Here is a 23,192-nt window from a genome sequence, read left to right on the forward strand (position 1 = left end):
AATGCGCCGTGTCACGCCGCACGTGGTCGTGGGCCACGTCACCCAGGGCCACCTGTCCGAAGGAAGCAGGTCGGCCGCCATGTTGCTGCGTCTGCCCACGTCCGTGTCCGAAGCGCAGGGGTGTCTGGCCGAGGGTGCGACACCCGTCGGCGGCGCCACGCTGGTGTGGGCCGCCTGGCAGCGGGACGGCTTTCCCGAGCAGGCGGTGTCGCTGCGCAAGGTGCCCGAGGCGCGGGTGATCGGGGCCGAGGAGCTGGGCGGGGCCGTACTGCTGCACCAGGTCGACGAGCGGGTGCCGGAGGTGCTGTGGCGGGCGGCGGCCGGGGTGGGCACGGGTGCGGTGCGCAGGACCGCGACGGTCGATGGCAACCTCGTCGGCAGCACGCTGCGTGATCTGCTGCCGGCGGCTCTGGTGCTGGACGCGCGTGCCGTGGTGCTGGCGACGGACGGCACGTACGAGACCGACCTCACCGAGGTCCTGGCGAAGCGCCCGGTGCTGCTGAAGCTCCGCTGGCGCACGCCCCTGGCCAGCGGCTACCGCAAGCTGCCCGGCGAGCCGGGCGGTGCGCCACCCCTGATAGTCGCAGCGGCCGCCCACCCCACGGAACTGCGCGTCGCGGTCCGCGACGGCTACGAGGTCCTCTCCGAGACCCTGCCCCGCGACGCGCCCCCCAGCCAACTCCTCGACGCCCTGAGCCACACCCCCCTGGACGCCCTCCCGGACCCGGCCCGCGAGGCCCTCCGGGAGGAGATCACGACGGTCCTGTCCCAGGCATCGAACCACTGATCTGCTGATCTGCGCCGGGGGGCGCACGATCGACTGCCGGCGCGCTCGGCGTCCCGGCGCACGCCACCGCCCGCTCACGACAGCGCGGTCCGGGCAGGACCGACCTACGCCCGGGGCGACTCCCCCGGCTCACAGCAGCCCGCAAGAGGCGGGCCCGACCCGCGCCCGAGACGACTCCGGCGCGCTCAGCACCCTCGACAGCCCGCGCAACGCCACCGCCCGCTCACGGCAGCACGAAAGCCGAAGAAGCCTGGAACCGAGCGGCGCTCACGCGCGCATCCCTGCCCCGAACCTGTGCCCGGCCGCCACGGCTGCCCCGCGCTTGTGCGGGAGCCCGAGGCGGAACAGGCCCTCGGCGACTCGGCCGACCGCCGCGCGGAAGCCACCGGGATCCGGAACCAGGAAACGATGCCCAGGCGGACACCCCGGACACCCCCGCTCGGGCCGGCCCCCGCCCACCCCAACTGCCCCCGCGCTGGAGCCCTGGGCGGAACACCGACGCGGAGCATGCGTCCGGCGACCCGGGCCACCCCACCACGGCACGGAAGCCACCAGGATCCCGAACGGGAGTCGACGCGCGGCAGGCATCCCCTCGCCCGGACCGGCCCCGCCCACCCCAGCGGCCCCGCGCTCGACCAGACCCCGAGGCCGGCGCCGTGACGGTCGTGTTCGGCGGGGGTCACGTCGGGCGGCGGAAGCCGATGGTCGGGACCGCTCTGCGGCGGGGCCAGGGGGTGAGGTGTTCTTCCGGGACCAGGTGTTCCAGGAAGGCGTAGCGGTGCAGAGCGGCCGGGTTCTGGCCCTCCACCGACTGGACCCGGCGCCACCATGCGCCGATCTCCGACCATCCCGGGGCCGAGAGCGAGCCGCCGAATTCCTGGACGGACAGCGCGGCCGTCAGGCCGGCGAAGGCGAGGCGGTCGGCCAGGGGCCAGCCGGCCAGGGTCCCGGTGACGAAGCCCGCGACGAACACGTCCCCGGCACCGGTCGGGTCGAGGGCCTCGACGGCGATCGCGGGCACCTCGGCGGCCTCCCCGGTCCGCCGGTCCACCGCGTAGGCGCCCTCCGCACCGAGGGTGACCACCGCCAGCGGTACGAACTCGGTGAGGGCGTGGGCCGCCGCGCGCGGGCAGTCGGCGCCCGTGTAGCGCTTGGCCTCCTCGGCGTTCGGCAGGAACGCCTCGCAGTGCGCCAGGTCGGCGAGGCCGGCCAGATCCCAGGCGCCCGTGTCGTCCCAGCCGACGTCCGCGAAGATCCGCGTACCCTCGCTCGCGGCCTGTGCGACCCAGGGGGCGCTCTTGCCCGGCGTCAGGGAGGCGACCGCGGCACGCGCGCGTGGCGGGCAGTCCGGGGCGGGCTCCTCGGGTGGCGGCTCGTGACCGTGGGAGACCATCGTGCGCTCCCCCTCGTACGCCATCGAGACCGTGACCGGGGAGTGCCAGCCGGGAACCGTGCGCGACGGGGACAGGTCGATGCCCTCGCCCCGGGCGAGCGCGTCCCAGCAGTAGTCGCCGTAGTGGTCGTCGCCGAAGGCCGCCGCGAGGGACGTTTTCAGGCCGAGGCGGGCCAGGGCCGTGGCCATGTTCGCCACGCCTCCGGGGCTCGAACCCATGCCCCGCGCCCAGGACTCGGTGCCGCGCACGGGAGCCGAGTCGAGACCGGTGAAGATGATGTCCAGGAAGACGGTGCCCGTGAGGTAGACGTCCCAGGGCGGGTCGTCCGGCGTGCGCAGGACGGCCAGCGGATCGACGTGGGCCGGGCTGTGCTGCGGGTCTCCGAGGTGCTCCGGTTCCTCCCCGGCAGACGCGTTGGACGCGGTCACGGTGCGCTCCCTGACTGGTGCGGATCTGGCCAGTGTGCACCACGTCACGGACAGCACGACCGCTCTCGCGCCGGAGCCCCTCGTACGGAGACCGGCGGCCTCTACCAGCGCGGCATCGTCGGCGTCACCCACCCCGGTTCGGCCACCCGCATGGCCCCCGCGTCGTCCCGGTCCCTGAGCGACCCGTCGTTCCGCGCCCACCTGCGGTGCAGGACCTCCAGCCGGTCGCGGTCCAGTTCGACGCCGAGGCCGGGGGCGTCGGAGACGGTGATCCGGCCGCCGGAGAAGGCGAGCCGTTCGGTCAGCACGTCCTCCGACTGCCAGGGGTAGTGGGAGTCGCAGGCGTGGTGGAGCCGGGGCACGGTGGAGGCGACGTGGGTCATCGCGGCCAGGCTGATCCCCAGGTGGGTGTTGGAGTGCATGGACACCCCGACGCCGAAGGTGTCGCAGATCGCCGCGAGGTGCTGGGTGTTGCGCAGCCCGCCCCAGTAGTGGTGGTCGCACAGCACCACCTGCACGGCGTCCCGCGCGAACGCCTCCCTGATCTCCGCGAAGGTCGTCACGCACATGTTGGTGGCGAGCGGGACGTCGGTCCCCGCGGACACCTCGGCCATCGCCGGGGTGCCGAGCGCCGGGTCCTCCAGGTACTCCAGGACGTCCCCCAGCTCCTTCGCCACCGCCAGCGAGGTCTCCACCGACCAGGCACCGTTGGGGTCGAGGCGCAGGGGGTGCCCGGGGAACGCCTCGGCGAGCGCCCGTACGGCGGCGATCTCCTCGTCGGGCGGGAAGACACCGCCCTTGAGCTTGAAGGAGGTGAAGCCGTAGCGGTCCTTGAACTTCCGTGCCTGCTCGACGACTCCGGCAGGGTCGAGCGCGGCGCCCCAGCCGTCCGCCTCGGCCGGCACGCCCTGTGGATGGGCCGCCCACTTGTAGAAGAGGTAGGCGCTGTACTCGACCGAGTCCCGCACCTTGCCACCGAGCAGCGCGTGCACCGGCAGGCCGAGCGCCCGGCCCTGGGCGTCCAGGCAGGCGACCTCGAAGGCGGAGAGGACGGAGAGCCGGAGCTTGTCGGCGGTCTGGACGCCGCGCAGTCCGCCGACGTCGACGGCGTCCTCGATCCGGGAGTCGTCGACGGCGACGTCAAGAGTGAACAGAGTGTTCACATCCGTGACCCGGCGGCCGATCAAGCGGTCGGCGAGCGGGCGGGCCAGCTCCAGGTACTTGGTGTCGCCGTAGGTCTCGCCGAGCCCGGTGGTTCCGTCGGCCGTCACCACCTCCACGATCAGCCGGGGGGTGTACGGCTGGTGCACGCCCTGGGTGTTCAGCAGCGGCGGGTCGGCGACCAGGATCGGCGTCAGCCGTACCTCGGTGATGGTCAGGTCGCGGGTCACAGGGCGGCTCCTACGAGGTCGAGTCCGGTGGTGAGCAGGGTCTTGAGGCCGGCGAGGTCGTCGGGCGACGGCTCGGTGAGCGGGGCGCGGACGGGGCCCACCGGGCGCCCGCGCAGCCGGGCCGCCGCCTTCACCAGGGACACCGCGTATCCGGGCACGCGGTCGCGGAGTTCGACGAAGGGGACGTAGAAGTCGCGCAGCAGCTTGTCGACCGTGCCGTGGTCGCCGTCCCGCAGGGCGGCGAAGAAGGCGTTCGCGATCTCCGGGGCGAAGGCGTGGACGGCGGAGGAGTAGGCGGGGACGCCGACGGCGGCGTAGGAGCGGGCCTGGATCTCGGCGGTGGCGGCGCCGTTGAAGAACAGGAAGCCCTCGGGGGCGGCGAGGGTGAGCCGCTGGAGGCGGTCGAGATCGCTGTGGCCGTCCTTGAGCCCGATGACCCGGGGGATCTTCGCGATCCGCTTGAACGCCCGTACATCGTACGCCACTTGGCCGCGCTGGTAGGCGACGATCGGCAGCCGGGTGCGGGCGGCCAGCTGCTCCAGCTGGGCGGCCAGGCCGTCCTGCGGGGCGGCGACGAGATAGTGCGGGAGGACGAGCAGCGCGTCGGCGCCGGCCCGCTCGGCGATCCGGGCGAATCGAGCGGCCTGCGCCCAGCCGTACCCGGTCCCGGCCACGACGGGCACCCGGCCCGCCGCCTCCTCGACGGCGATCTCGACGACCCGCCGGTACTCGTCCTCGTCCAGTGAGAAGAACTCACCGGTGCCGCAGGCGGGGAAGAGGGCGCCGGGCGCCGTGGCGAGCTGCGCCGCGACATGGGCGCGGAAGCCTTCGGGGTCGAGGGAGCCGTCGTCGTGGAAGGCCGTGAGCGGGAAGGACAGCACGCCGTTCCCCATGCCGTCCCGCAGCCTCCGCGTCACCGTCTCCGTCTGCGTGTCACCGGCCACCGGCGCCATCTCCCCATGTAGATGTCATCCATATATGAGAACCGAGATTAGATACGCGAACAGCGGTCGTCAACGGCACCTTCCACCGCCCACCGGTGGCGCGCACTTCTACCCGCCTTCCATCACCCCAAACGAAAGGTGACCCACATCACACTCAACGCCCTTTTTTCCCCAACCGCCTGATTGATACAACTTGCTCGCGCGTTCCTGTCCGTCGACGGTCGTCGCCCACCCCCCTTTCTGAACCGCTCCTTTCGCATGCCCCGGGAACGCCCGTGTCCGCCCCCCGTACCACTCCCTGGCCCCTTGTCGCCCTTTTCACGGCCGGGTACCTCGCTCCGTATCTGCTGCCCACCACCGTCGGCAGACTCGACACGGGACTTCCTCTCTCCCCCACCCAGGCCGGTGCCATCGGCAGTGCCCTGCTGCTGAGTTCGGCGGCGGCCGGCTTCCTGCTGGCGTCCAGGGCCGACCGGCTCGGGGCCCGCACGCTCGCCCGCGCCGGACTCCTGCTCGCCGTCCTCGGCTACGGCGGGGCCGCCCTCACCACCGTCGTACCGGCCGTGGTCGTGGGCGCGCTCGTCGGCGGGTTCGGCTCGGGTACGGTCACCGCGGTCGCCGCCACCGGCATCGCCGCACAGCGCGACCCGCACCGCGCCTCCGTCCTGGGCCTGCTCGGCGTCTCCGCGCTCGCGGGCGCCGTCTATCTGACGGTGCCGCACCTCGGCGCGGGCCATGGACAGCCCCTGGCCGCGATCGCGCTCACCGCGCTGGCCGCGTGGCCCTTCACCGGCCGGCTCTCCCTCCGTACGGCGCCCGCGCGCACCCTGCCCGGCAGGCTGCCGCTTCCCCACCGGCGCTCCGGCCTGGTCCTGCTCGCCGCCATGCCGTGCTGGTCCCTCGTGCAGAACTCCCTGTGGGGCGTCAGCGGCCGTATCGGCCTCTCCCAGGCGCACCTCACGGAGGTCACCGTCGGCGCGGTCTTCGCGGTCGCGCTCGGCGCCGCGCTGATCGGGGTGGTGGGCGCGGGGGCGCTCGGCCCGCGGCTGGGGCTGGCGACACCCATCGGTGCCGGTACGGCGCTCATCGCGGTCTGCGTCGCGCTCAGCGCGTCCGCGACCGACCTGATGACCTTCGCGGCGGGCGAGATCGCCTGGAACGTGCTCTACCCGGTCGTGCTGTCGTACACGATCGGCCTCGCCGCCTCCCTGGACCCGCGCGGCCGCTGGGCTGTCCTGGTCGGCTCGGCCGCGTCACTGGGCACGGCGGCGGGACCGCTGACCGGGAGCGTGCTGTCGGCGCGGGCGGGGTTCCCGGTCATGGGCGCGATCCTCGCCGCCGGTCTCCTCGTGATCGCCGTACCGCTGACGGCCGTCGCTCTCAGGCGCCGGCCCGTTCCAGCCCGTCCGGCATTCGAGGACGCGGTCGCGCAGGTCGAGATCCAGGGCTACGAGAACTCGTACGCCTCCACCGCGGCGATATAGCGCGCCCGCCGCTCCTCGTCGTCGTCCAGGAAGGACGCGAGGAAGGAGTTGCGGGCCAGCTCGCGCATCTGCTCCTTCGTCAGCCCGAGGGCGTCACGCACCGCGTGGTAGTTGTCGGCGACGTAGCCGCCGAAGTAGGCCGGGTCGTCGGAGTTGACCGTGCACAGCAGCCCGGCCTCGATCATCGCGCGCAGCGGGTGCTCCGCCAGGACGTCGACGGCCCGCAGCCGGACGTTGGAGAGCGGGCAGAGGGTGAGCGGGATCCGCTCCCGCACCAGCCGCTCCACCAGCGCCGGGTCCTCCAGGCAGCGCAGACCGTGGTCGACGCGCTCGACACCGAGCACGTCCAGGGCCTCGGTGATGTACGCGGGCGGCCCTTCCTCGCCCGCGTGCGCCACGCGCCGCAGTCCCAGCTCGGCGGCGGCCTCGTACACCTCGCGGAACTTGACCGGAGGGTGGCCGACCTCGGCCGAGTCCAGGCCGACACCGGTGATCCGGTCGAAGTAGGGCCGGGCCGCCTCCAGCGTCCGAAGCGCCGAGTCGGCCGACTCGTCCCGCAGGAAGCACATGATCAGCCGGGTGGAGACGCCGTGGTTCTCCTCGCTGCGCCCGAGCGCCCGCCACAGCCCCTCGACGACCGTGCCCATCGAAACGCCCCGGGCGATGTGCGCCTGCGGGTCGAAGAAGATCTCCGCGTGCCGCACGCCCTGCGCGGCGGCCCGCGCGAGGTACTCGTTCGCGAGGTCCTCGAAGTCCCGCTCGGTGCGCAGGACGGCCATGAGCTCGTAGTACAGGTTCAGGAAGGACTGGAGGTCATCGAACTGATACGCCTTGCGCAGCTCGTCCGTGTCCGCGTACGGCAGCCGGACACCGTTGCGCCCGGCGAGCCGGAACGCCAGCTCGGGCTCCAGGGTGCCTTCGACGTGGAGGTGCAGTTCTGCTTTCGGGAGGGGCATCGAAGCATCGTAAGCGGGATCTATCGGCGCTTCGGGACCGGCACTCGCAGAAGATCGTGCGCCACCGTCAGCTCGCCCTCGAACCCGGCTGCCCGTGCCTGCCGCTCGAACTCCTCCGGTTCGGAGTAGCGCTGGCTGAAGTGGGTGAGCACGAGGTGCCGCACACCCGCGTCCCGGGCCACGCCCGCCGCCTGGCCGGCCGTCAGATGGCCGTGCTCGACGGCGAGTTCCAGGTCCTCGTCGAGGAAGGTGGACTCGATGACGAGCATGTCGCAGTCCTCGGCGAGCGCATGCACCCTGTCGCAGAGCCTCGTGTCCATGACGAACGCGAACCGCTGCCCGCGCCGCACCTCGCTGACGTCGTCGAGGCGCACGCTCCCGAGGACGCCCTCGCGCTGGATCCGGCCGACGTCCGGCCCCTTGATCCCGTGCTCGGCGAGCCGCTCGGGCAGCATGCGGCGGCCGTCGGGCTCGACGAGCCGGTAGCCGTAGGACTCGACGGGATGGGACAGCTTGCGGGCGTGAAGCGTGTACGACGGGGTCACCGCGAGCTGCCCGTCGGCGTCCACCGGCGCCTCGGTGAGCTCGACCGTCTCCCGGTAGGCGGTCGCGTACCGCAGCCGGGCGAAGAAGCGCTGCCCGGAGCGCGGGTAGTGGGCGGTGACCGGGTGCGGCACCTTGTCGAGGTTGATCCGCTGGATGACACCGGCCAGGCCCAGCGAGTGGTCCCCGTGGAAGTGGGTGACGCAGATCCGGTTGAGGTCGTGCGCGGCGACCCCGGCACGCAGCATCTGGCGCTGCGTGCCCTCGCCGGGGTCGAACAGGATGCCCTCGCCGTCCCAGCGCAGCAGATAGCCGTTGTGGTTGCGGTGCCGGGTCGGGACCTGGCTGGCGGTGCCGAGGACCACCAATTCACGTACGGACACGGTGACTTATCCGGGGGGCCAGTGCATGCCGCGGCCGCCGAGGACGTGCGCGTGGGCGTGCCAGACGGTCTGCCCTGCGCCGCTGCCGGTGTTGAAGACGACGCGGTAGCTCTCCAGCTTGTCCTCGTCGGCGACCATCTGGGCCTCGCGCAGTATGTCCGCGGCGATGGCCGGTTCGGCCGCGGCGAGCTCGGCCGCGTTCTTGTAGTGCACCCTGGGGATCACCAGGACGTGGGTGGGCGCCTGGGGGTTGATGTCCCGGAAGGCGACGGTCGTCTCCGTCTCACGGACGATCGTCGCCGGGATGTGCCCTTCGACGATCTTGCAGAACAGGCAGTCGTCCTGCGGCTCCCCTGCCATGCGGTTCCCTCCGGGGTTCGGCGGTCGCGGTACCGGGGGGCATCGTATCGTCGCCGGCCGACGGGTCGTCCGTGGCCTGGCGGGTCTTCGAAGTCGGACGGGGGTCCACGGCCGGCAAGTGGCGGCTCCGGGCCACCGGCGGCCCCGGCGCGGCCTGGCAGACGCCGTCGGTGCCGGCCCGGATCCGCCGATCGACGACCGGCGTGACGACTGCGGCCGGCCGGCCGTCGGCCCCCGCACCGCCCGACTTCGAAGTCCCGGCTTGGCGCGCGGCCTCAGCCGGGCAGGCCCGGCGGGGTCCTGGCCGGCCGCTCCTCCAGTGCCGCCAGCGCCAGGCGGATCGCCTCGTCCAGCTGAGGGTCCCTGCCGGCCGCCCAGTCCTGCGGCCGCTGGACCACCTCCACGTCCGGGTCCACCCCGTGGTTCTCCACTCCCCAGCCGTAGCCCTCCAGCCAGAACGCGTACTTGGGCTGGGTGATCAGCGTGCCGTCGACCAGGTGGTAGCGGCTGTCGATGCCGATCACACCGCCCCAGGTGCGGGTGCCGACCACCGGGCCGATACCGAGGGCGCGGATCGCCGCGTTGACGATGTCGCCGTCGGAGCCGGAGAACTCGTTGGCGACGGCGACGACCGGTCCCCGGGGCGCGTCCTGGGGGTAGCTGTAGGGCCGCAGACCGCGCGGCAGGACCCAGCCGACGATCCGCCGGGCCAGCTTCTCCACGACGAGCTGGGAGGTGTGGCCGCCCCGGTTCTCCCGGACGTCGACGACGAGTCCCTCGCGGGCCACCTCGACGCGCAGGTCACGGTGGATCTGGGCCCAGCCGGGGGCCTGCATGTCGGGCACGTGCAGATAGCCGAGCCGGCCCCCGGAGCGCTCGTGGACGTAGGCGCGCCGGCCGGTGACCCAGTCGTGGTAGCGCAGCGGCTCCTCGTCGGCGACGGGGACCACGACCGCGTGCCGCAGCTCGCCGCCGCCCGACGGCGAGATGGTGAGCTCGACCGGCTGTCCCGCCGTACCGACCAGCAGCGGCCCCGGCCCGGTCACCGGGTCGACCGGGTGGCCGGCCACGGCGACGATCGCGTCCCCGGCGCGCACGGCGACGCCGGGTGCGGCGAGCGGGGAGTGCGCCTCGGGGTCGGAGGTCTCCGAGGGCAGGATCCGGTCGATGCGCCAACTGCCGTCCGGGTGGCGGGAGATGTCGGCGCCGAGCAGGCCCTGCCGGGCCCCGTCGCCGTATCCGCCGCGCGGCTGGACGTACGCGTGCGAGGTGCCGAGTTCGCCCTGCACCTCCCACAGCAGGTCGACGAGGTCGTCATGGGTGGCGATACGGCCGAGCAGCGGGCGGTAGCGGTCGAGGACGCCGTCCCAGTCCACCCCGCTCAGATCGGGCCGCCAGAAGTGGTCGCGCATGATGCGCCCGGCCTCGTCGTACATCTGGCGCCACTCGGCGGCCGGGTCGACGCTCTGCCGTACCCGGGCGAGGTCGACCGTGACGCTGGTGTCGCCGTCGTCGTCGTGGGCGGCGCGCCGGTCGCTGGGTACGACCCGGAGCCGGCCGTCGCTCCACAGCAGGACGCGCTTGCCGTCGCCGCTCACCTCGAAGTGGTCGGCGTCGGCGGCGAGATGCTCGTTGCGCCGCTGGGCGAGGTCGTAGCGCTCCAGCTCGGTCTTGGGCTCGGGGGCGTCGGGGGTGGCCCGGGAGGCGCCCAGGACGCCCTGCACCGGGTGGCGCAGCCACAGCACGCCGTCCTTGGCCGCGCGCAGATTGGAGTAGCGGGCGGCCTCGACCGGGAAGGGGACGACCCGTTCGGCGAGTCCTTCGAGGTCGACGCGGGTGGTCGGGGTGCCCTCGCTGTCGGGGGTCTCGTCCTTGTCGGGCGTCTCGAAGGGGCGGCCGTGCCGCTGCGGGCCGAACGGGGACGGTGTGGTCGCGGCGAGGGTGATCAGGTGGGGGCGGTCGCCGACGACGAAGGCCAGGTCGAAGACGTGCTCGTCGTAGACCGGGTCGAAGGAGCGGTTGGACAGGAAGGCGAGGTGCTTGCCGTCGAGGGTGAAGGCGGGGGCGTAGTCCTGGAAGCGCAGCGGGGTCGCCTCGGTGACCGACAGGTCGGTGGTGTGGGCGAGCTTGAGCTGAGACAGGGGGCGCGGGCCGGGGTGCGACCAGGCGAGCCAGGCGGAGTCGGGTGAGAAGGCCAGCCCGGACACCTCGCCGTCGGCGCTGCGGTCGACCTCGCGCACCTCGCCGGTCTCCCGTTCGACGAGCAGCAGCCGCCCGTCGTGCGCGGCGACGGCGGCCCGGCTGCCGTCGGGCGCCATGGCCAGCTCCAGGACCCGGCCGAGCTGTCCCGCGGCGAGCCGTCTGGGGATCGCGCCGGGCGCGAGTCCGGTCGCCGGGGCGAACTCCAGGGCGTCGTCGCCCTCGGCGTCGGTCACCCACACCACCCATTCCTCGCCGTCGGCGCGGAAGGCGCGCGGCAGCCGGGCCCGTACGCCGGGCTTGGCCGCCAGTGCGCGGGCGGGACCGGAGCGGTGGGTGATCCAGTGGATCGCGCCGCGCACGGAGACGGCGCTGCCGCGCGCGCCGTGGTCGGGGGACGCGGCCCCGAACCAGCGGGACGCGTCCACCGGGTACGGCTGCAGGTCGACGCGCGGCCCGCCCAGCCGTATGTCCAGCCTGCGTGGCTCGGCGCTCTCCAGGTCGTCGAGCAGCCACAGTTCACCGGCGCTGGAGTAGACGACCCGGCTGCCGTCGGTGGCGGCGTGCCGGGCGTAGAAGCCGTCGAGCGGGGTGTGCCGCCGCAGCCCGGAGCCGTCGGCGAGGGAGGAGTAGAGCGCACCGGTGCCCTCGTGGTCGGACAGGAAGGCGATCCGGTCCCCCACCCACAGCGGGTATTCCAGGTTCCCGTCCAGCTCCTCATGCAGCCGTGCGAACTCGCCCGTGCCCTCCGCGTCGATCCACAACTTGCCCGCCGTACCGCCCCGGTACCGCTTCCACCAGGCGGCCTCGCGGCCCATCGGCGCGGACAGCAGCACGGTGCGCGGCCCGAAGGCGACGTCGCCGACGGGGCCGTACGGCAGGGCGGTGGCCGGTCCGCCGTCGAGCGGGACGGCGTGCGCCCAGGAGCGGCGCAGGCTGGACTGGCCGTGGGTGGTGAGCGCGAGGACCTGTCCGTCGGGGGTCCAGCCGCGCACCTGGGTCCGCCAACTGCCCCAGTGCGTGAGCCGCTTGGCGGGGCCGCCGGTGACCGGGGCGATGTGTGCCTCGGGGGCGCCGTCCCGGGTCGAGGTCCAGGCGACGGTCGTACCGTCGGGCGAGATGCGCGGATGGGACACCGGCACGTTGTCGGCGCCGACGCGCCAGGCCCGGCCGCCGTCGAGGGGCGCGAGCCAGACGTCGTCCTCGGCGGTGAAGGCGACCAAGTCGCCTTGCACATGGGGAAATCGGAAATACGCGGCCGATCCGGCCGATCCTGTCGATCGTGTCGAACCCGCCGAACCCGTCGATGTGGACTCAGTCACCCGATCACCATATGCAGCGGGCGGAGTCGGTGAATCCCTTTCCGATCACTTGCCCTCGACGGGCCAGCAGGTCGGGTCGCCCTTGCACCAGATGGTCCGGGTGACGGTGACGGTGGGGCCGGGCTGCTGTCCGCCCGAGGGCCGGTAGGTGACGGGCGGGGCGTACGTCGGTCCGGGCCTGGCCTTGCAGTTGCCGAGTCCCTTGACATGGAACCACTCCTTGCCGCCGACCTTGGCGACGAGGTCCCCGCGCACGCACGCGCCGTCGACGGCCTTGGTGACCTTGCCGGTGACGGTGATCTTCCGTCCGTCCTTCGTCTGTCCCTGGCAGTCGACGGAGACGACGGTCGACTCGCTGGGCGAGGGCGTCTTCCCGGGCGTGTAGCCCTTGTTGCCGTAGTTGCCCGTGCAGGTGAGCCAGCGCACGTCGACGTGCCGGCGTTCCAGCTCCGCGGTCGCGGTCCTGTCGGTGGTGTACGCCACCGACGCCGTGCTCAGATCACCCGGCTGGCAGGCCACGGCTCCGCCCACGGCCACCACCGCGAGCCCTGCCACGGCCACCACCCGCGTCCCGCGCGGCCTACGCCAAATCCTCCTCAATACCCCCATGGAGGGCAGCCTCCCACCGACACCGGCGCTGCGGAAGAGCACAAACGGCCACTCAAGTGTTCGCGCACGCCACCGTCGAGTGGCATTCGGCTCGCCCGGCCCGAGCGGATGCGCAGCGACCGCAGGCTTGTACCCCGCCGTGGTGGTCAGCCGCGCAGCAGCAGCCACTCCTGGAGTTCCACCAGGTTGCCCTCCGGGTCCTTGAGGTGGGCGACGCGCATACGGTCGGTCATGGGGGCCGGGCCGTGGATCAGGACGGCTCCGCGGGAGGTGATGTCGGCGCAGTAGGCGTCGAGGTCGTCGACGCGCAGGACCACCAGGGAGCGGTGTCCGGTGGCCGTCTCGCCCAGTTCGCCCAGCACCGAGGCCATCATCGAGCGGTCCTGGAGCGCGATCCCGGCGGAGCCGGAGTGCGGGCTGAACTTCTCGTACGGGCCCGCGGTGGCGCCGGACTGGGGCTTGAGGCCGAGGACTTCCGCGTAGAAGCGGTAGCAGGCGGCGAAGTCGGTGACGAGCAGCCGGACCTGTGCGAGTTCCACGGTGTCTCTCCCCCTGGTGTCAGGACCAGCGGCCGGTACGGCCCAGCAGGAGGGCCGCCGCGGCGGTCCCGGCGGTCGATGTACGCAGCACCGTACGCCCCAGCACGTACGCCTTGGCTCCGGCCTCCTCGAAGAGCGTCAACTCCTCCCGGGAGACGCCCCCTTCGGGCCCCACGACCAGCACGATCTCGCCCTCGGCGGGGAGTTCGGCGGTGGCGAGCGGTTCACTATGGTGCTCGAAGTCGGAGTGGAGCACGGCGGCGAAGTCGGCTTTGGCGAGAAGTGCGGCAACCTGCTTGGTCGTCGCCGCGTCCGCGACCTCGGGGAAGCGGACCCGGCGGGACTGCTTGCCGGCCTCACGGGCGGTGGCCCGCCACTTGCCGAGCGCCTTGAGCCCACGCTCGCCCTTCCACTGGGTGATGCAGCGGGCGGCCTGCCAGGGCACGATCGCGTCGACGCCGACCTCGGTCATGGTCTCGACGGCGACCTCACCGCGGTCGCCCTTGGGCAGGGCCTGGACGACGGTGATACGGGGCTGCTCCTGGGGCTCCTCGATGACGGACTCCAGGTCCATGAGGACGAGACGGTCCTTGCCCTCGGTGGCCTTGACGACCCCCTCCATCCAGCGTCCGCGGCCGTCGGTGAGGATGACGTCCTCACCGGGCCGCAGCCGCTTGACGGACACCGCGTGGCGTCCCTCGGGGCCGTCGAGGACGAATTCCCCTCCACAGAAGTCCGGAAGCTCCAGGGGGTCGAGCACGAACACCGGAGCGGTCATCGGGCGTCACCTCCAGCCTGCGAAAGAGCCGACAACGCTGTCCTGGCCGCGGCGAGTTCGGCTGCCAGAACCTCCACCAGCTGCCCGGCGGGCAGTTCCCGGGCCATCCTGTGCCCCTGGCCCGCCCACAGCGCCATGCCCTGCGCGTCACCGGCCTGGGCGGCCGCCTTGCGCAGCGGCGAGGTCAGATGGTGGACCTCCGGGTAGGCGGCGGGGGCGTACGGTCCGTGCTCGCGCATGAAGCGGTTGACCAGGGCGCGGGCCGGCCGGCCGGAGAACGCGCGGGTCAGCTCCGTACGGGCGAAGAGCGGGTTGGTCAGCGCCCGCTTGTGCAGGGCGTTCGCGCCGGACTCGGGGGTCGCGAGGAACGCGGTGCCGAGCTGGGCCGCGCTCGCGCCCGCCGCGAGGGCGGCGGCGATCTGACTGCCGCGCATGATGCCGCCTGCCGCGACGATCGGGAGGTCCACGGTCTCGCGGATCTGCGCGACGAGGGAGAGCAGTCCGATGCCCGCGCAGTCGTTCTCCGGGATGTCGCGGTGGGTGCCCTGGTGTCCGCCGGCCTCCACGCCCTGCGCGATCACCGCGTCGGCGCCGGCCCGCTGCACGGCGAGGGCCTCCTCGGCGGTGGTCGCGGTGACCAGGGTGAGTGTGCCCGCGCGGCGGAAGGACTCCAGCACCTCGCTGGTGGGGACGCCGAAGTGGAAGGAGACCACCGGCACCGGGTTGTCGAGGAGCACGGCGAGCTTGACGTCGTAACCGTCGTCGCGGCCGCTGTCCGGGTCGCCGAGCTCGACCTCGTACCAGGCGGCCTCGCCGGCCAGCTGGTGGGCGTAGACCTCCACGGCCGACGGGTCGGCGTATTCCGGATGCGGCATGAAGAGGTTCACGCCGAAGGGGCGGTTGGTGAGTCCGCGCAGCTGCTTGATCTCCTGGTACAGGCCGTCGGCGGTCTTGTACCCGGCGGCGAGGAATCCAAGACCGCCCGCATCGGACACGGCAGCCGCGAGCTGCGGGACGGAGACCCCGCCCGCCATGGGGGCCTGCACGATCGGATGAGGGAAGAGATCGGTCAGTGCGGAGGACATGACGGCATGTTGTCACGTCCTCCGATCAAGTCCGAATCCGGCCTTCCCTTGGCATACGCCATTGGCATACGGCCGGATCAGCGACCGCACGCTGCCCGGTCAGCGACCGTTGAAGGCGTCCTTCAGCCGCGAGAACAACCCCTGCTGACCCGGCTGACTGTGTCATCCCGGGGGCCAACCCCCGGAACCCCCGGCCGCCCGGTCAGCGACCGTTGAACGCATCCTTCAGCCGAGAGAACAGCCCCTGCTGACCCGGCTGGAACTGGCCCTGGGGCCGTTCCTCGCCGCGCAGCTTGGCCAGCTCGCGCAGCACCCGCTCCTGCTCGGGGTCCAGCTTGGTCGGGGTCTGGACCTCGACGTGGACCACGAGGTCGCCCCGGCCGCCGCCCCGCAGATGCGTGACGCCCCGGCCGTGCAGCGGGATCGACTGGCCGGACTGGGTGCCCGGGCGGATGTCGACCTCTTCGAGGCCGTCCAGGGTCTCCAGCGGGACCTTGGTGCCGAGCGCCGCCGCCGTCATCGGGATCGTGACCGTGCAGTGCAGGTCGTCGCCGCGCCGCTGGAACATGGCGTGCGGCAGCTCGTGGATCTCGACGTACAGGTCACCGGCGGGACCGCCGCCGGGGCCGACCTCGCCCTCGCCGGCGAGCTGGATGCGCGTGCCGTTGTCGACACCGGCCGGGATCTTGACCGTGAGCGTGCGCCGGGACCGCACGCGGCCGTCGCCGGCGCACTCCGGGCACGGGGTGGGGACCACGGTGCCGAAGCCCTGGCACTGGGGGCACGGGCGGGACGTCATGACCTGGCCCAGGAAGGACCGGGTCACCTGCGACACCTCACCGCGGCCGCGGCACATGTCACACGTCTGGGCGGTGGTGCCCGGCGCGGCGCCTTCGCCGTTGCAGGTGTTGCAGACGACGGCCGTGTCGACCTGGATGTCCTTCGTCGTACCGAAGGCCGCCTCGTCCAGCTCGACCTCGATACGGATCATCGCGTCCTGGCCCCGGCGCGTACGCGAGCGCGGCCCGCGCTGCGACGCCGTGCCGAAGAACGCGTCCATGATGTCCGAGAAGTTGCCGAAGCCACCGGCCCCGAAGCCGCCCGCACCGGCCCCGCCGGCCTGCGAGAGCGGGTCGCCGCCGAGGTCGTAGACCTGCTTCTTCTGCGGGTCCGACAGCACCTCGTAAGCGGCGTTGATCTCCTTGAACCGCTCCTGGGTCTTCGGATCCGGGTTCACGTCCGGGTGCAGCTCGCGCGCGAGCCGGCGGAAGGCCTTCTTGATCTCTTCCTGCGACGCGTCGCGACGCACGCCGAGAACGGCGTAGTAGTCCGTGGCCACTTACGACTCCGCCAGGATCTGTCCGACGTAACGTGCCACTGCGCGTACCGCTCCCATCGTTCCCGGGTAATCCATGCGGGTCGGTCCGACCACGCCGAGCTTGGCGACTGCCTCGCCGCCCGAACCGTAACCGACCGACACGACGGACGTGGAGTTGAGTCCCTCATGGGCGATCTCGTGCCCGATGCGCACGGTCACACCCGGATCCTTGGCCTCGCCGAGGAGCTTGAGGAGCACGACCTGCTCCTCCAGTGCCTCCAGGACGGGCCTGATCGTAAGGGGAAAGTCATGTCCGAAGCGGGTCAGATTGGCGGTGCCGCCGATCATCAGCCGCTCCTCGTTCTCCTCGACGAGCGTCTCCAGCAGGGTGGAGAGCACCGTCGAGACCGTGCCTCGGTCCTCGACCTCGAAGGCGTCCGGCAGGTCCTCGACCAGCTGGGGCACGTCCGTGAAACGACGGCCCGCGACCCGGCTGTTCAACCGCGCCCGCAGATCCGCCAGGGACGATTCCCCGAAGGGTGCCGGGCAGTCGACCATCCGCTGCTCGACCCGGCCGGTGTCCGTGATCAGCACGAGCATCACCCGCGCGGGCGCGAGCGCCAGCAGCTCCACGTGCCGCACGGTCGAGCGGATCAGGGAGGGGTACTGCACGACGGCGACCTGCCGGGTGAGCTGGGCGAGCAGCCGGACCGTGCGTGCCACGACGTCGTCCAGGTCGACGGCGCCGTCGAGGAAGTTCTGGATCGCCCGCCGTTCGGGGGCGCTCATCGGCTTGACGCCGGCGAGTTTGTCGACGAACAGCCGGTAGCCCTTGTCCGTCGGGATCCGCCCCGCGCTGGTGTGCGGCTGGGCGATGAAGCCCTCGTCCTCCAGGGCCGCCATGTCATTGCGGACGGTGGCCGGGGACACACCGAGGTTGTGCCGCTCGGTCAGCGCCTTGGAGCCGACCGGCTCCTCCGTGCCGACATAGTCCTGGACGATGGCGCGCAACACTTGGAGCCTGCGTTCGCTCAGCATTCGCGCACACCTCCAGAAATGTCGTGATCTTGACGCCCTGCCTGGCACTCTGCTCGCCCGAGTGCCAGAGTTCCCCGGCCCAGTGTACGGCGGTGGGGTACGCCCCGGGCAAGGCCGGTCATGCGCCTTCGCGCCCGTGGTGGCCGTCACGGATAGCGTCGCCGTATGACGGTGACTTGGGAAGAGCTGGGGTGGGAGCGGGTGGCCGCCGGGGTGGGCAGATGCCGGCTGCCTGGCTGGGACTGCACGGCGGGGCTGGTTCTCGGTGAGGGTACGGCGCTGGTGGTGGACGCCGGGTCGAGCCTCGGGGAGGGCGCGTGGTTGCGCGCGCGGGCGCAGCGGCTCGCCGGTCACCGTGTGACCCATCTCGCGCTCACCCACCCCCACTTCGACCATGTCTTCGGCGCGGCGGCGTTCGCGGGCGCGGAGGTGTTCGCCGCGGTCGGCACGGACGCGGTGTTCGCGTACGAGCGGGAGGAACTCCGCCGGGACGCGATCCGCAACGGGCTGCCCGCCCGGGAGGCGGAGGAAGCGGCCGATGCCCTCGTCCTGCCCCGTCATCCGGTCTCCGGCGAGTGGACGCTGGACCTGGGCGGAGGCCGCCAGGTGCTGCTGGCGAACGTCGGCCCGGGCCACACCGCCCATGACCTCGCGGTCCTGGTTCCGGGCGACCCCGAGGTGGTGTTCTGCGGCGACCTCGTCGAGGAGTCCGGCGAGCCCCAGGCCGGCCCCGACGCCGTACCGTCGCGGTGGCCCGCGGCCCTCGACCGGCTGCTCGCCCTCGGCGGTGAGGACGCGCTGTACGTCCCCGGTCACGGAGCGGTGGTCGACGCGGGCTTCGTCCGACGGCAGCGCGACGAGCTGGCGGCGCGTTTCGGCGTGTCGTGAGCGGGGGTACGGCGGTTCTCCTATCGTCATCCGAATGCGCCAGTACTCGCCGGACCTGACCCCGCCCTGGAAGAAGCCCGTGCCGGTCCCGGAGGTCCCGGCGGACCCCGGTCTGGTGGTGGAGGAGCCCGGCACCGGTTTCTGCGGCGCGGTGATCCGCTGCGAGGCGGGCACGGTGACGCTGGAGGACCGCTTCGGCAAGCACCGGGTGTTCCCACTGGAGCCGCGCGGCTTCCTGCTGGAGGGCAGGGTGGTGACGCTGGTGCGGCCTTCGACAGCGCCGGTACGTCCCACCCGTACCGCTTCCGGCTCGGTCGCCGTCCCCGGCGCACGCGCGCGTGTCGCCCGCGCCGGCCGCATCTACGTCGAGGGCCGGCACGACGCGGAGCTGGTCGAGAAGGTGTGGGGCGACGACCTGCGCGTCGAGGGCGTGGTCGTGGAGTACCTGGAGGGCGTCGACGACCTGCCGTCGATCGTCACGGACTTCGCCCCGGGCCCGGACGCGCGGCTCGGGGTCCTCGTGGACCACTTGGTGCCGGGTACGAAGGAGTGGCGGATCGCCGAGTCGGTGACGAGCGAGCACGCGCTGGTGGTCGGCCACCCGTACATCGACATCTGGGAGGCGGTGAAGCCGGCGTCCCTGGGGATCACGGGCTGGCCGCGCGTCCCGCACGGCCAGGACTGGAAGACGGGCGTGTGCCGGGCGCTGGGCTGGCCGGAGAACACGGGGGCGGCTTGGCAGGGGATTCTGTCGCGGGTGCGGTCCTACAAGGACCTGGAGCCGGAGTTGCTGGGCCGGGTGGAGGAGCTGATCGACTTCGTCACGGGTAGCGGTGAGGCCTGACGTCCGGGAAGGTTCCGAATTCGCTGGTGTCCAGTTCGAGCCCCAGAGCCTCCAACGGGACTTGATCGCCGAACTTGATGATCTCCTGGCTGAGGTAGTCGGCGTCCTCACCCTGGCCCGCAGGCTTCGTCAGCAAGACACAGTGCGCCATGATCGGGTCGAGGATGAGGTAGGCGGGGATCCTCCCGGCGGCGTAGATCGAGCGTTTGACCACGTAGTCCTGGTGGACGCTGGACTTGGAGACGACCTCCACGACCATCGTGATCAGCTGACACGGCAGCGGTCGTCCCGAAGAGGGTAGGAGGTCGCGCTCCACGACGACCAGATCCGGTACCGGCTCACTTGTCTCATCGAGGATGTCGACATCCTGGGTCTGAAGGCGAGACCAACGCAGCCGCGGGATCTGGTCCTGCACCTCGGCAACGATCATGTTGTGCACGATGTCAGGGCTGGCCATCATCACGATCACTCCCCGGAGAAGCTCAGCCTTGACACCCTCGGGAGGCTCGAACTGATCGATGTACTTGGCCATTCCACGTTCGTCCACAGCGGTCATCTCCGTGGCCTCCACATCCGCCGCGTCCTTTTGGCGGCAGCCTACGAACCAGGTTAAGGACCGAACCGGCGTTCCGGGGGGATTCACTCGCCCGAGTGATCAGTCCACCAAGTCCCTGACCACCGCATCCGCCAGCAGCCTCCCCCGCAACGTCAGCACCGCCCGCCCCTCCTCGTACGACCCCTCCTGCAGCAGCCCGTCCGCCAGTGCCCGGCGCGAAGCCGCGAGCCCCTCCTCGCGCAGCAGCGCCAGCGGCACCCCCTCCCGCAGCCGCAGCTCCAGCAGGATCCGCTCCACCCGGCGGTCCTCGTCCGACAGCAGCTCCCGGCCCGCGCCCGGTGTCCGGCCCGACGCCAGGGCCGCCGCGTACGCCCCCGGGTGCTTCACGTTCCACCAGCGGACGCCTCCGACGTGGCTGTGGGCGCCCGGGCCCGCGCCCCACCAGTCGGCCCCCCGCCAGTACAGCTCGTTGTGCAGGCAGCGGCCCGATTCCGAGGTGGCCCAGTTGGACACCTCGTACCAGTCGAAGCCCGCCGCCGACAGGGCCTCCTCGGCGATCAGATAGCGGTCCGCGTGGACGTCGTCGTCGGTCATCGGGACCTCGCCCCGGCGGATGCGACGGGCCAGCTGCGTGCCCTCCTCGACGATCAGGGCGTAGGCGCTGACGTGGTCAGGACCGGCGCCGATCGCCGCGTCCAGGGACGCCCGCCAGTCGTCGTCCGACTCGCCGGGTGTGCCGTAGATCAGGTCCAGGTTCACATGCTCGAAGCCCGCGGCCCTCGCCTCCGCCACGCAGGCCTCGGGGCGCCCGGGGGTGTGCGTCCGGTCGAGCACGCGCAGCACGTGCTGCTTCGCGCTCTGCATGCCGAAGGAGACGCGGTTGAAGCCGCCCGCACGGAGCGCGGCCAGATAGGCCGGGTCGACCGACTCCGGGTTCGCCTCCGTCGTGACCTCCGCGTCGGCCGCCAGAGAGAACTCGTCGCGGATCGCCCCCAGCATCCGTACGAGGTCGTCCGCCGCCAGCAGGGTCGGCGTACCGCCCCCGACGAACACCGTGCGGACCGCGCGCGGGTCGTCGCCCAGCACCTTGCGGGCCAGGCGGATCTCGTCGATCAGCGTGTCCGCGTAGTTGTCGCGGGAGGCGAGGACGCCGCCCGTGCCGCGCAGCTCGGTCGCGGTGTAGGTGTTGAAGTCGCAGTAGCCGCAGCGGGTCGCGCAGTACGGAACGTGCAGGTAGAAGCCGAGGGGCCGGTCGGCGGCCCCGGCGAGCGCGGACGCGGGCAGCGCACCGTCGGCGGGGACGGGCTCGCCGTCGGGGAGTGCGGAAGGCATGTCCTCCATTGTCCCGTACGACGACTGTCCCGTACGACGACTGTCCCGTACGACGGCGGTCACTCCGCAGCGGTCACTCCGCCTGTAGCACCAGCAGCGCCAGATCGTCCTCCGGCGCCCCGCCGCCGAACTCGTGCACCAGCCGTCTGATCCGCTCCGCGATCAGCTCGGCGCTCAGCCCCACGCAGCCGGACAGCGCCTGCGCGAGCCCGTCGCCGTCGTCGAACTGGCGCGTGCCGGAGCGTCGCTCGGTCACCCCGTCGGTGACGCACAGCAGGCTGTCGCCGGAGCGCAGCTCGATGGTCTCGCTGGTGTACGTGGCGTCCTCGACGACCCCGAGGAGGGTCTGCGGCTGCGTGGCCGTGCGCACCTCCCCGTCCGGTCCGAGGTGCAGCGGCAGCGGGTGTCCGGCGGAGGCGAGGGTGCAGCGGACACCGCCGGCGAAGGGGACGAGTTCGCCGTAGAGGAGGGAGAGAAAGCGGGTCTGCGGGCCGTCCCCGGGGGCCATGGGCCGACCCCCGGCGGCCGCCAGCGCGCGGGCCGCGGCGTCGGCGGCCTCCGTGGCGTCGTCGAGGAGGAGCTGGTTGAGGCGGTCCAGGACGTCGGCGACGCGATAGCCCTCGCGGGCGAGGAGCCGCAGCCAGGGGCGGGCCAGCCCGATCACGACCGCGGCCTCGGGGCCCTTGCCCTGTACATCGCCGACGGCGAAGCACCAGCGGCCGTCGCCCGCCGGGAACAGGTCGTAGAAGTCGCCGCTCGGGCCGCCCTTGTCGCACGGCTCGTAGACGAGCGCGCTGCGCAGTCCGGGGATCTCGGCGACCGCGCCGGGCAGCAGCCCGCGCTGCAGGACGGCGCTGATGGTGGCCTGGCGGGCGTACTGGCGGGCGGCGCCGATGGCGAGGGCCACCCGGCGGCCGAGGTCCTCGACGAGTCCGGTGATCTCGTCCGGGAAGCGCGGCAGCCCGCACCGCCCGATGACCAGCGTGCCCAGCGGGCGACCGCCCGCGATCAGCCGGTAGGCGAGCGCCGTGCCGTCGATGCCCTGCGGGCCGAGCGCGTCACCGGGCCAGGGGTACGGCTCGGGCCCGGACCGCAGCCCGTCACGGGGGCGTGGCGGGTCCTTCTCCAGTGCCCGGCGCAGTTCCTCGATGCGGTTCTCGCTGCTGTGCCAGACCCGGGCGAGCCGTGGTCCCGCCGCACCGATGCCGTCCGCCCAGCCTCCCCCGCTTCCGGCTCCGCTCCAGCTGGGTGCCCCCCATCGCCCGGTCGACTCGTCCTCCAGCCACACCGCGCACCAGTCGGCGAGCCGCGGCACGATCAGCTGTCCGGTGAGCGCGGCGACCAGGTTCTCGTCGAGCTGTCCGGCGAGCAGGTCGGAGGCCTCGGCGAGGAAGGACAGGGCGCCACGGCCGAGCCAGTCCCGGTCCCGCTCGGCCCGCTGCGGTTCGGGCGCCAGGATCTCGGCGACCTTCAGCCCTCGTTCCAGGGCGCGCTCCTCGGCGTACGCCTCGATCTCGTCGGCGGCCGTGCTCCCCTCGGCGGGCAGCCGTGCCCACACCGTCTTGGCGCCGGTGCGGTAGCTGACGCCCCAGGACTCGGCGAGCGTGGCGACGAGGCGCAGGCCGCGGCCGTACTCCGGTGTCTCGTACGGCGATTCGCCTCCGTGCTCGCGGGGCGCGCGCGAGGGGTGGTGGTCGCAGACCTCGATGACGAGCGCCCCGGAGTCGTCCAGCCGGCAGGTGAGTTCGACGTCGGTGCCCGCGTGCACGACGGCGTTGGTGACGAGTTCGCTGACCGCGACCATGGCGTCGTCGGCGAGCTGCTCGCAGCGCACGAGCCCCAGCTCGGTCCACTCGGTGAGGGCCGAGCGCATCAGTCCGCGGGCGGTGCCCGGGGCGAGGGGGCTTCCGGGCAGGGTGGTGCGTACCTGCGGGAGCTCCCCCGCGCTCGGATGCACAGGCGCACCACGGCCACGGGCAATGGTCTCCCGTTGCGTCGGTATGGCCCCCATCTA

General features: G+C 72.6%; 20 protein-coding genes. 4 read left to right on the forward strand and 16 right to left on the reverse strand.

The genetic code is table 11. The features are described from left to right. The first annotated feature begins 79 nt into the window (after positions 1–79). A complete protein-coding gene (locus tag AB0I54_RS08070) occupies positions 80–787 on the forward strand; it encodes an FAD binding domain-containing protein (RefSeq protein WP_363295496.1) in 708 nt (235 codons plus the stop codon). A 679-nt stretch (positions 788–1,466) separates the two neighbouring features. Here the strand turns inward: AB0I54_RS08070 and AB0I54_RS08075 are convergent. The 3 genes from AB0I54_RS08075 to AB0I54_RS08085 all read right to left on the reverse strand — a co-directional run bounded on the left by AB0I54_RS08075 (position 1,467) and on the right by AB0I54_RS08085 (position 4,953). Next, complete coding sequence (locus tag AB0I54_RS08075) at positions 1,467–2,528, reverse strand: PfkB family carbohydrate kinase (protein ID WP_363295497.1); 1,062 nt, start codon at positions 2,526–2,528, stop codon at positions 1,467–1,469. 182 nt (positions 2,529–2,710) lie between these two features. Continuing rightward, complete coding sequence (locus AB0I54_RS08080) at positions 2,711–4,000, reverse strand: glucarate dehydratase family protein (RefSeq protein ID WP_363295086.1); 1,290 nt, start codon at positions 3,998–4,000, stop codon at positions 2,711–2,713. Next, complete coding sequence (locus AB0I54_RS08085; RefSeq protein WP_363295087.1) at positions 3,997–4,953, reverse strand: 5-dehydro-4-deoxyglucarate dehydratase; 957 nt, start codon at positions 4,951–4,953, stop codon at positions 3,997–3,999. Before AB0I54_RS08085 ends, AB0I54_RS08080 begins: the two co-directional genes overlap by 4 nt. Before the next feature lie 266 nt (positions 4,954–5,219). On the opposite strand from AB0I54_RS08085, the gene AB0I54_RS08090 reads away from it, so the two are divergent. Continuing rightward, positions 5,220–6,428: an MFS transporter gene (locus tag AB0I54_RS08090; RefSeq protein ID WP_363295088.1), complete on the forward strand. Its 1,209-nt coding sequence runs from the start codon at positions 5,220–5,222 to the stop codon at positions 6,426–6,428. Here AB0I54_RS08090 and AB0I54_RS08095 read toward each other — a convergent pair. From AB0I54_RS08095 to hrcA, 10 genes are all read right to left on the reverse strand, one after another. Next, the gene (locus AB0I54_RS08095) at positions 6,392–7,384 is read right to left on the reverse strand and encodes an adenosine deaminase (protein ID WP_363295089.1); all 993 of its coding nucleotides are present in this window, start codon (positions 7,382–7,384) and stop codon (positions 6,392–6,394) included. The two genes, AB0I54_RS08090 and AB0I54_RS08095, sit on opposite strands and share 37 nt — an antisense overlap. A 20-nt stretch (positions 7,385–7,404) precedes the next feature. Continuing rightward, on the reverse strand, positions 7,405–8,310 hold the full coding sequence (locus AB0I54_RS08100; RefSeq protein ID WP_363295090.1) for a ribonuclease Z: 906 nt from the start codon (positions 8,308–8,310) through the stop codon (positions 7,405–7,407). A 6-nt stretch (positions 8,311–8,316) separates the two neighbouring features. Then, positions 8,317–8,670: a histidine triad nucleotide-binding protein gene (locus tag AB0I54_RS08105; protein ID WP_363295091.1), complete on the reverse strand. Its 354-nt coding sequence runs from the start codon at positions 8,668–8,670 to the stop codon at positions 8,317–8,319. Between the two features lie 275 nt (positions 8,671–8,945). Continuing rightward, positions 8,946–12,092 carry a S41 family peptidase gene (locus tag AB0I54_RS08110; protein ID WP_363295498.1) on the reverse strand — a complete coding sequence of 1,049 codons (3,147 nt, stop codon included), beginning with the start codon at positions 12,090–12,092 and terminating at the stop codon, positions 8,946–8,948. 144 nt (positions 12,093–12,236) lie between these two features. Beyond that, complete coding sequence (locus tag AB0I54_RS08115) at positions 12,237–12,746, reverse strand: hypothetical protein (RefSeq protein ID WP_363295092.1); 510 nt, start codon at positions 12,744–12,746, stop codon at positions 12,237–12,239. A 200-nt stretch (positions 12,747–12,946) separates the two neighbouring features. Beyond that, positions 12,947–13,339 (reverse strand): VOC family protein, encoded by a 393-nt coding sequence (locus tag AB0I54_RS08120; protein ID WP_363295093.1) that lies wholly within the window; start codon positions 13,337–13,339, stop codon positions 12,947–12,949. A gap of 19 nt (positions 13,340–13,358) precedes the next feature. Further along, positions 13,359–14,117: a 16S rRNA (uracil(1498)-N(3))-methyltransferase gene (locus AB0I54_RS08125; protein WP_363295094.1), complete on the reverse strand. Its 759-nt coding sequence runs from the start codon at positions 14,115–14,117 to the stop codon at positions 13,359–13,361. Next, the gene (locus tag AB0I54_RS08130) at positions 14,114–15,202 is read right to left on the reverse strand and encodes a nitronate monooxygenase (RefSeq protein WP_363295095.1); all 1,089 of its coding nucleotides are present in this window, start codon (positions 15,200–15,202) and stop codon (positions 14,114–14,116) included. Before AB0I54_RS08130 ends, AB0I54_RS08125 begins: the two co-directional genes overlap by 4 nt. 202 nt (positions 15,203–15,404) lie before the next feature. Further along, positions 15,405–16,541 carry a molecular chaperone DnaJ gene (dnaJ, locus tag AB0I54_RS08135; RefSeq protein WP_363295096.1) on the reverse strand — a complete coding sequence of 379 codons (1,137 nt, stop codon included), beginning with the start codon at positions 16,539–16,541 and terminating at the stop codon, positions 15,405–15,407. Beyond that, positions 16,542–17,558, reverse strand: a complete 1,017-nt coding sequence (gene hrcA, locus AB0I54_RS08140; protein WP_363295097.1) for a heat-inducible transcriptional repressor HrcA — start codon at positions 17,556–17,558, stop codon at positions 16,542–16,544. 165 nt (positions 17,559–17,723) lie between these two features. Between hrcA and AB0I54_RS08145 the strand changes: the two genes are divergently transcribed. Further along, the gene (locus tag AB0I54_RS08145; RefSeq protein ID WP_363295098.1) at positions 17,724–18,446 is read left to right on the forward strand and encodes an MBL fold metallo-hydrolase; all 723 of its coding nucleotides are present in this window, start codon (positions 17,724–17,726) and stop codon (positions 18,444–18,446) included. 34 nt (positions 18,447–18,480) lie between these two features. Then, on the forward strand, positions 18,481–19,290 hold the full coding sequence (locus tag AB0I54_RS08150; RefSeq protein WP_363295099.1) for a DUF3097 domain-containing protein: 810 nt from the start codon (positions 18,481–18,483) through the stop codon (positions 19,288–19,290). On the opposite strand, the gene AB0I54_RS08155 is transcribed toward AB0I54_RS08150, so the two are convergent. The 3 genes from AB0I54_RS08155 to AB0I54_RS08165 all read right to left on the reverse strand — a co-directional run bounded on the left by AB0I54_RS08155 (position 19,268) and on the right by AB0I54_RS08165 (position 23,189). Next, a complete protein-coding gene (locus AB0I54_RS08155; protein ID WP_363295499.1) occupies positions 19,268–19,846 on the reverse strand; it encodes a Uma2 family endonuclease in 579 nt (192 codons plus the stop codon). The genes AB0I54_RS08150 and AB0I54_RS08155 overlap by 23 nt on opposite strands. Positions 19,847–19,945: 99 nt before the next feature. Further along, positions 19,946–21,178 (reverse strand): radical SAM family heme chaperone HemW, encoded by a 1,233-nt coding sequence (hemW, locus tag AB0I54_RS08160; protein WP_363295100.1) that lies wholly within the window; start codon positions 21,176–21,178, stop codon positions 19,946–19,948. A 73-nt stretch (positions 21,179–21,251) separates the two neighbouring features. Then, positions 21,252–23,189 (reverse strand): SpoIIE family protein phosphatase, encoded by a 1,938-nt coding sequence (locus AB0I54_RS08165; protein ID WP_363295101.1) that lies wholly within the window; start codon positions 23,187–23,189, stop codon positions 21,252–21,254. Positions 23,190–23,192 lie beyond the last annotated feature (3 nt).

It is taken from the genome of Streptomyces sp. NPDC050625 (assembly GCF_040654755.1).
Classification (GTDB): domain Bacteria; phylum Actinomycetota; class Actinomycetes; order Streptomycetales; family Streptomycetaceae; genus Streptomyces.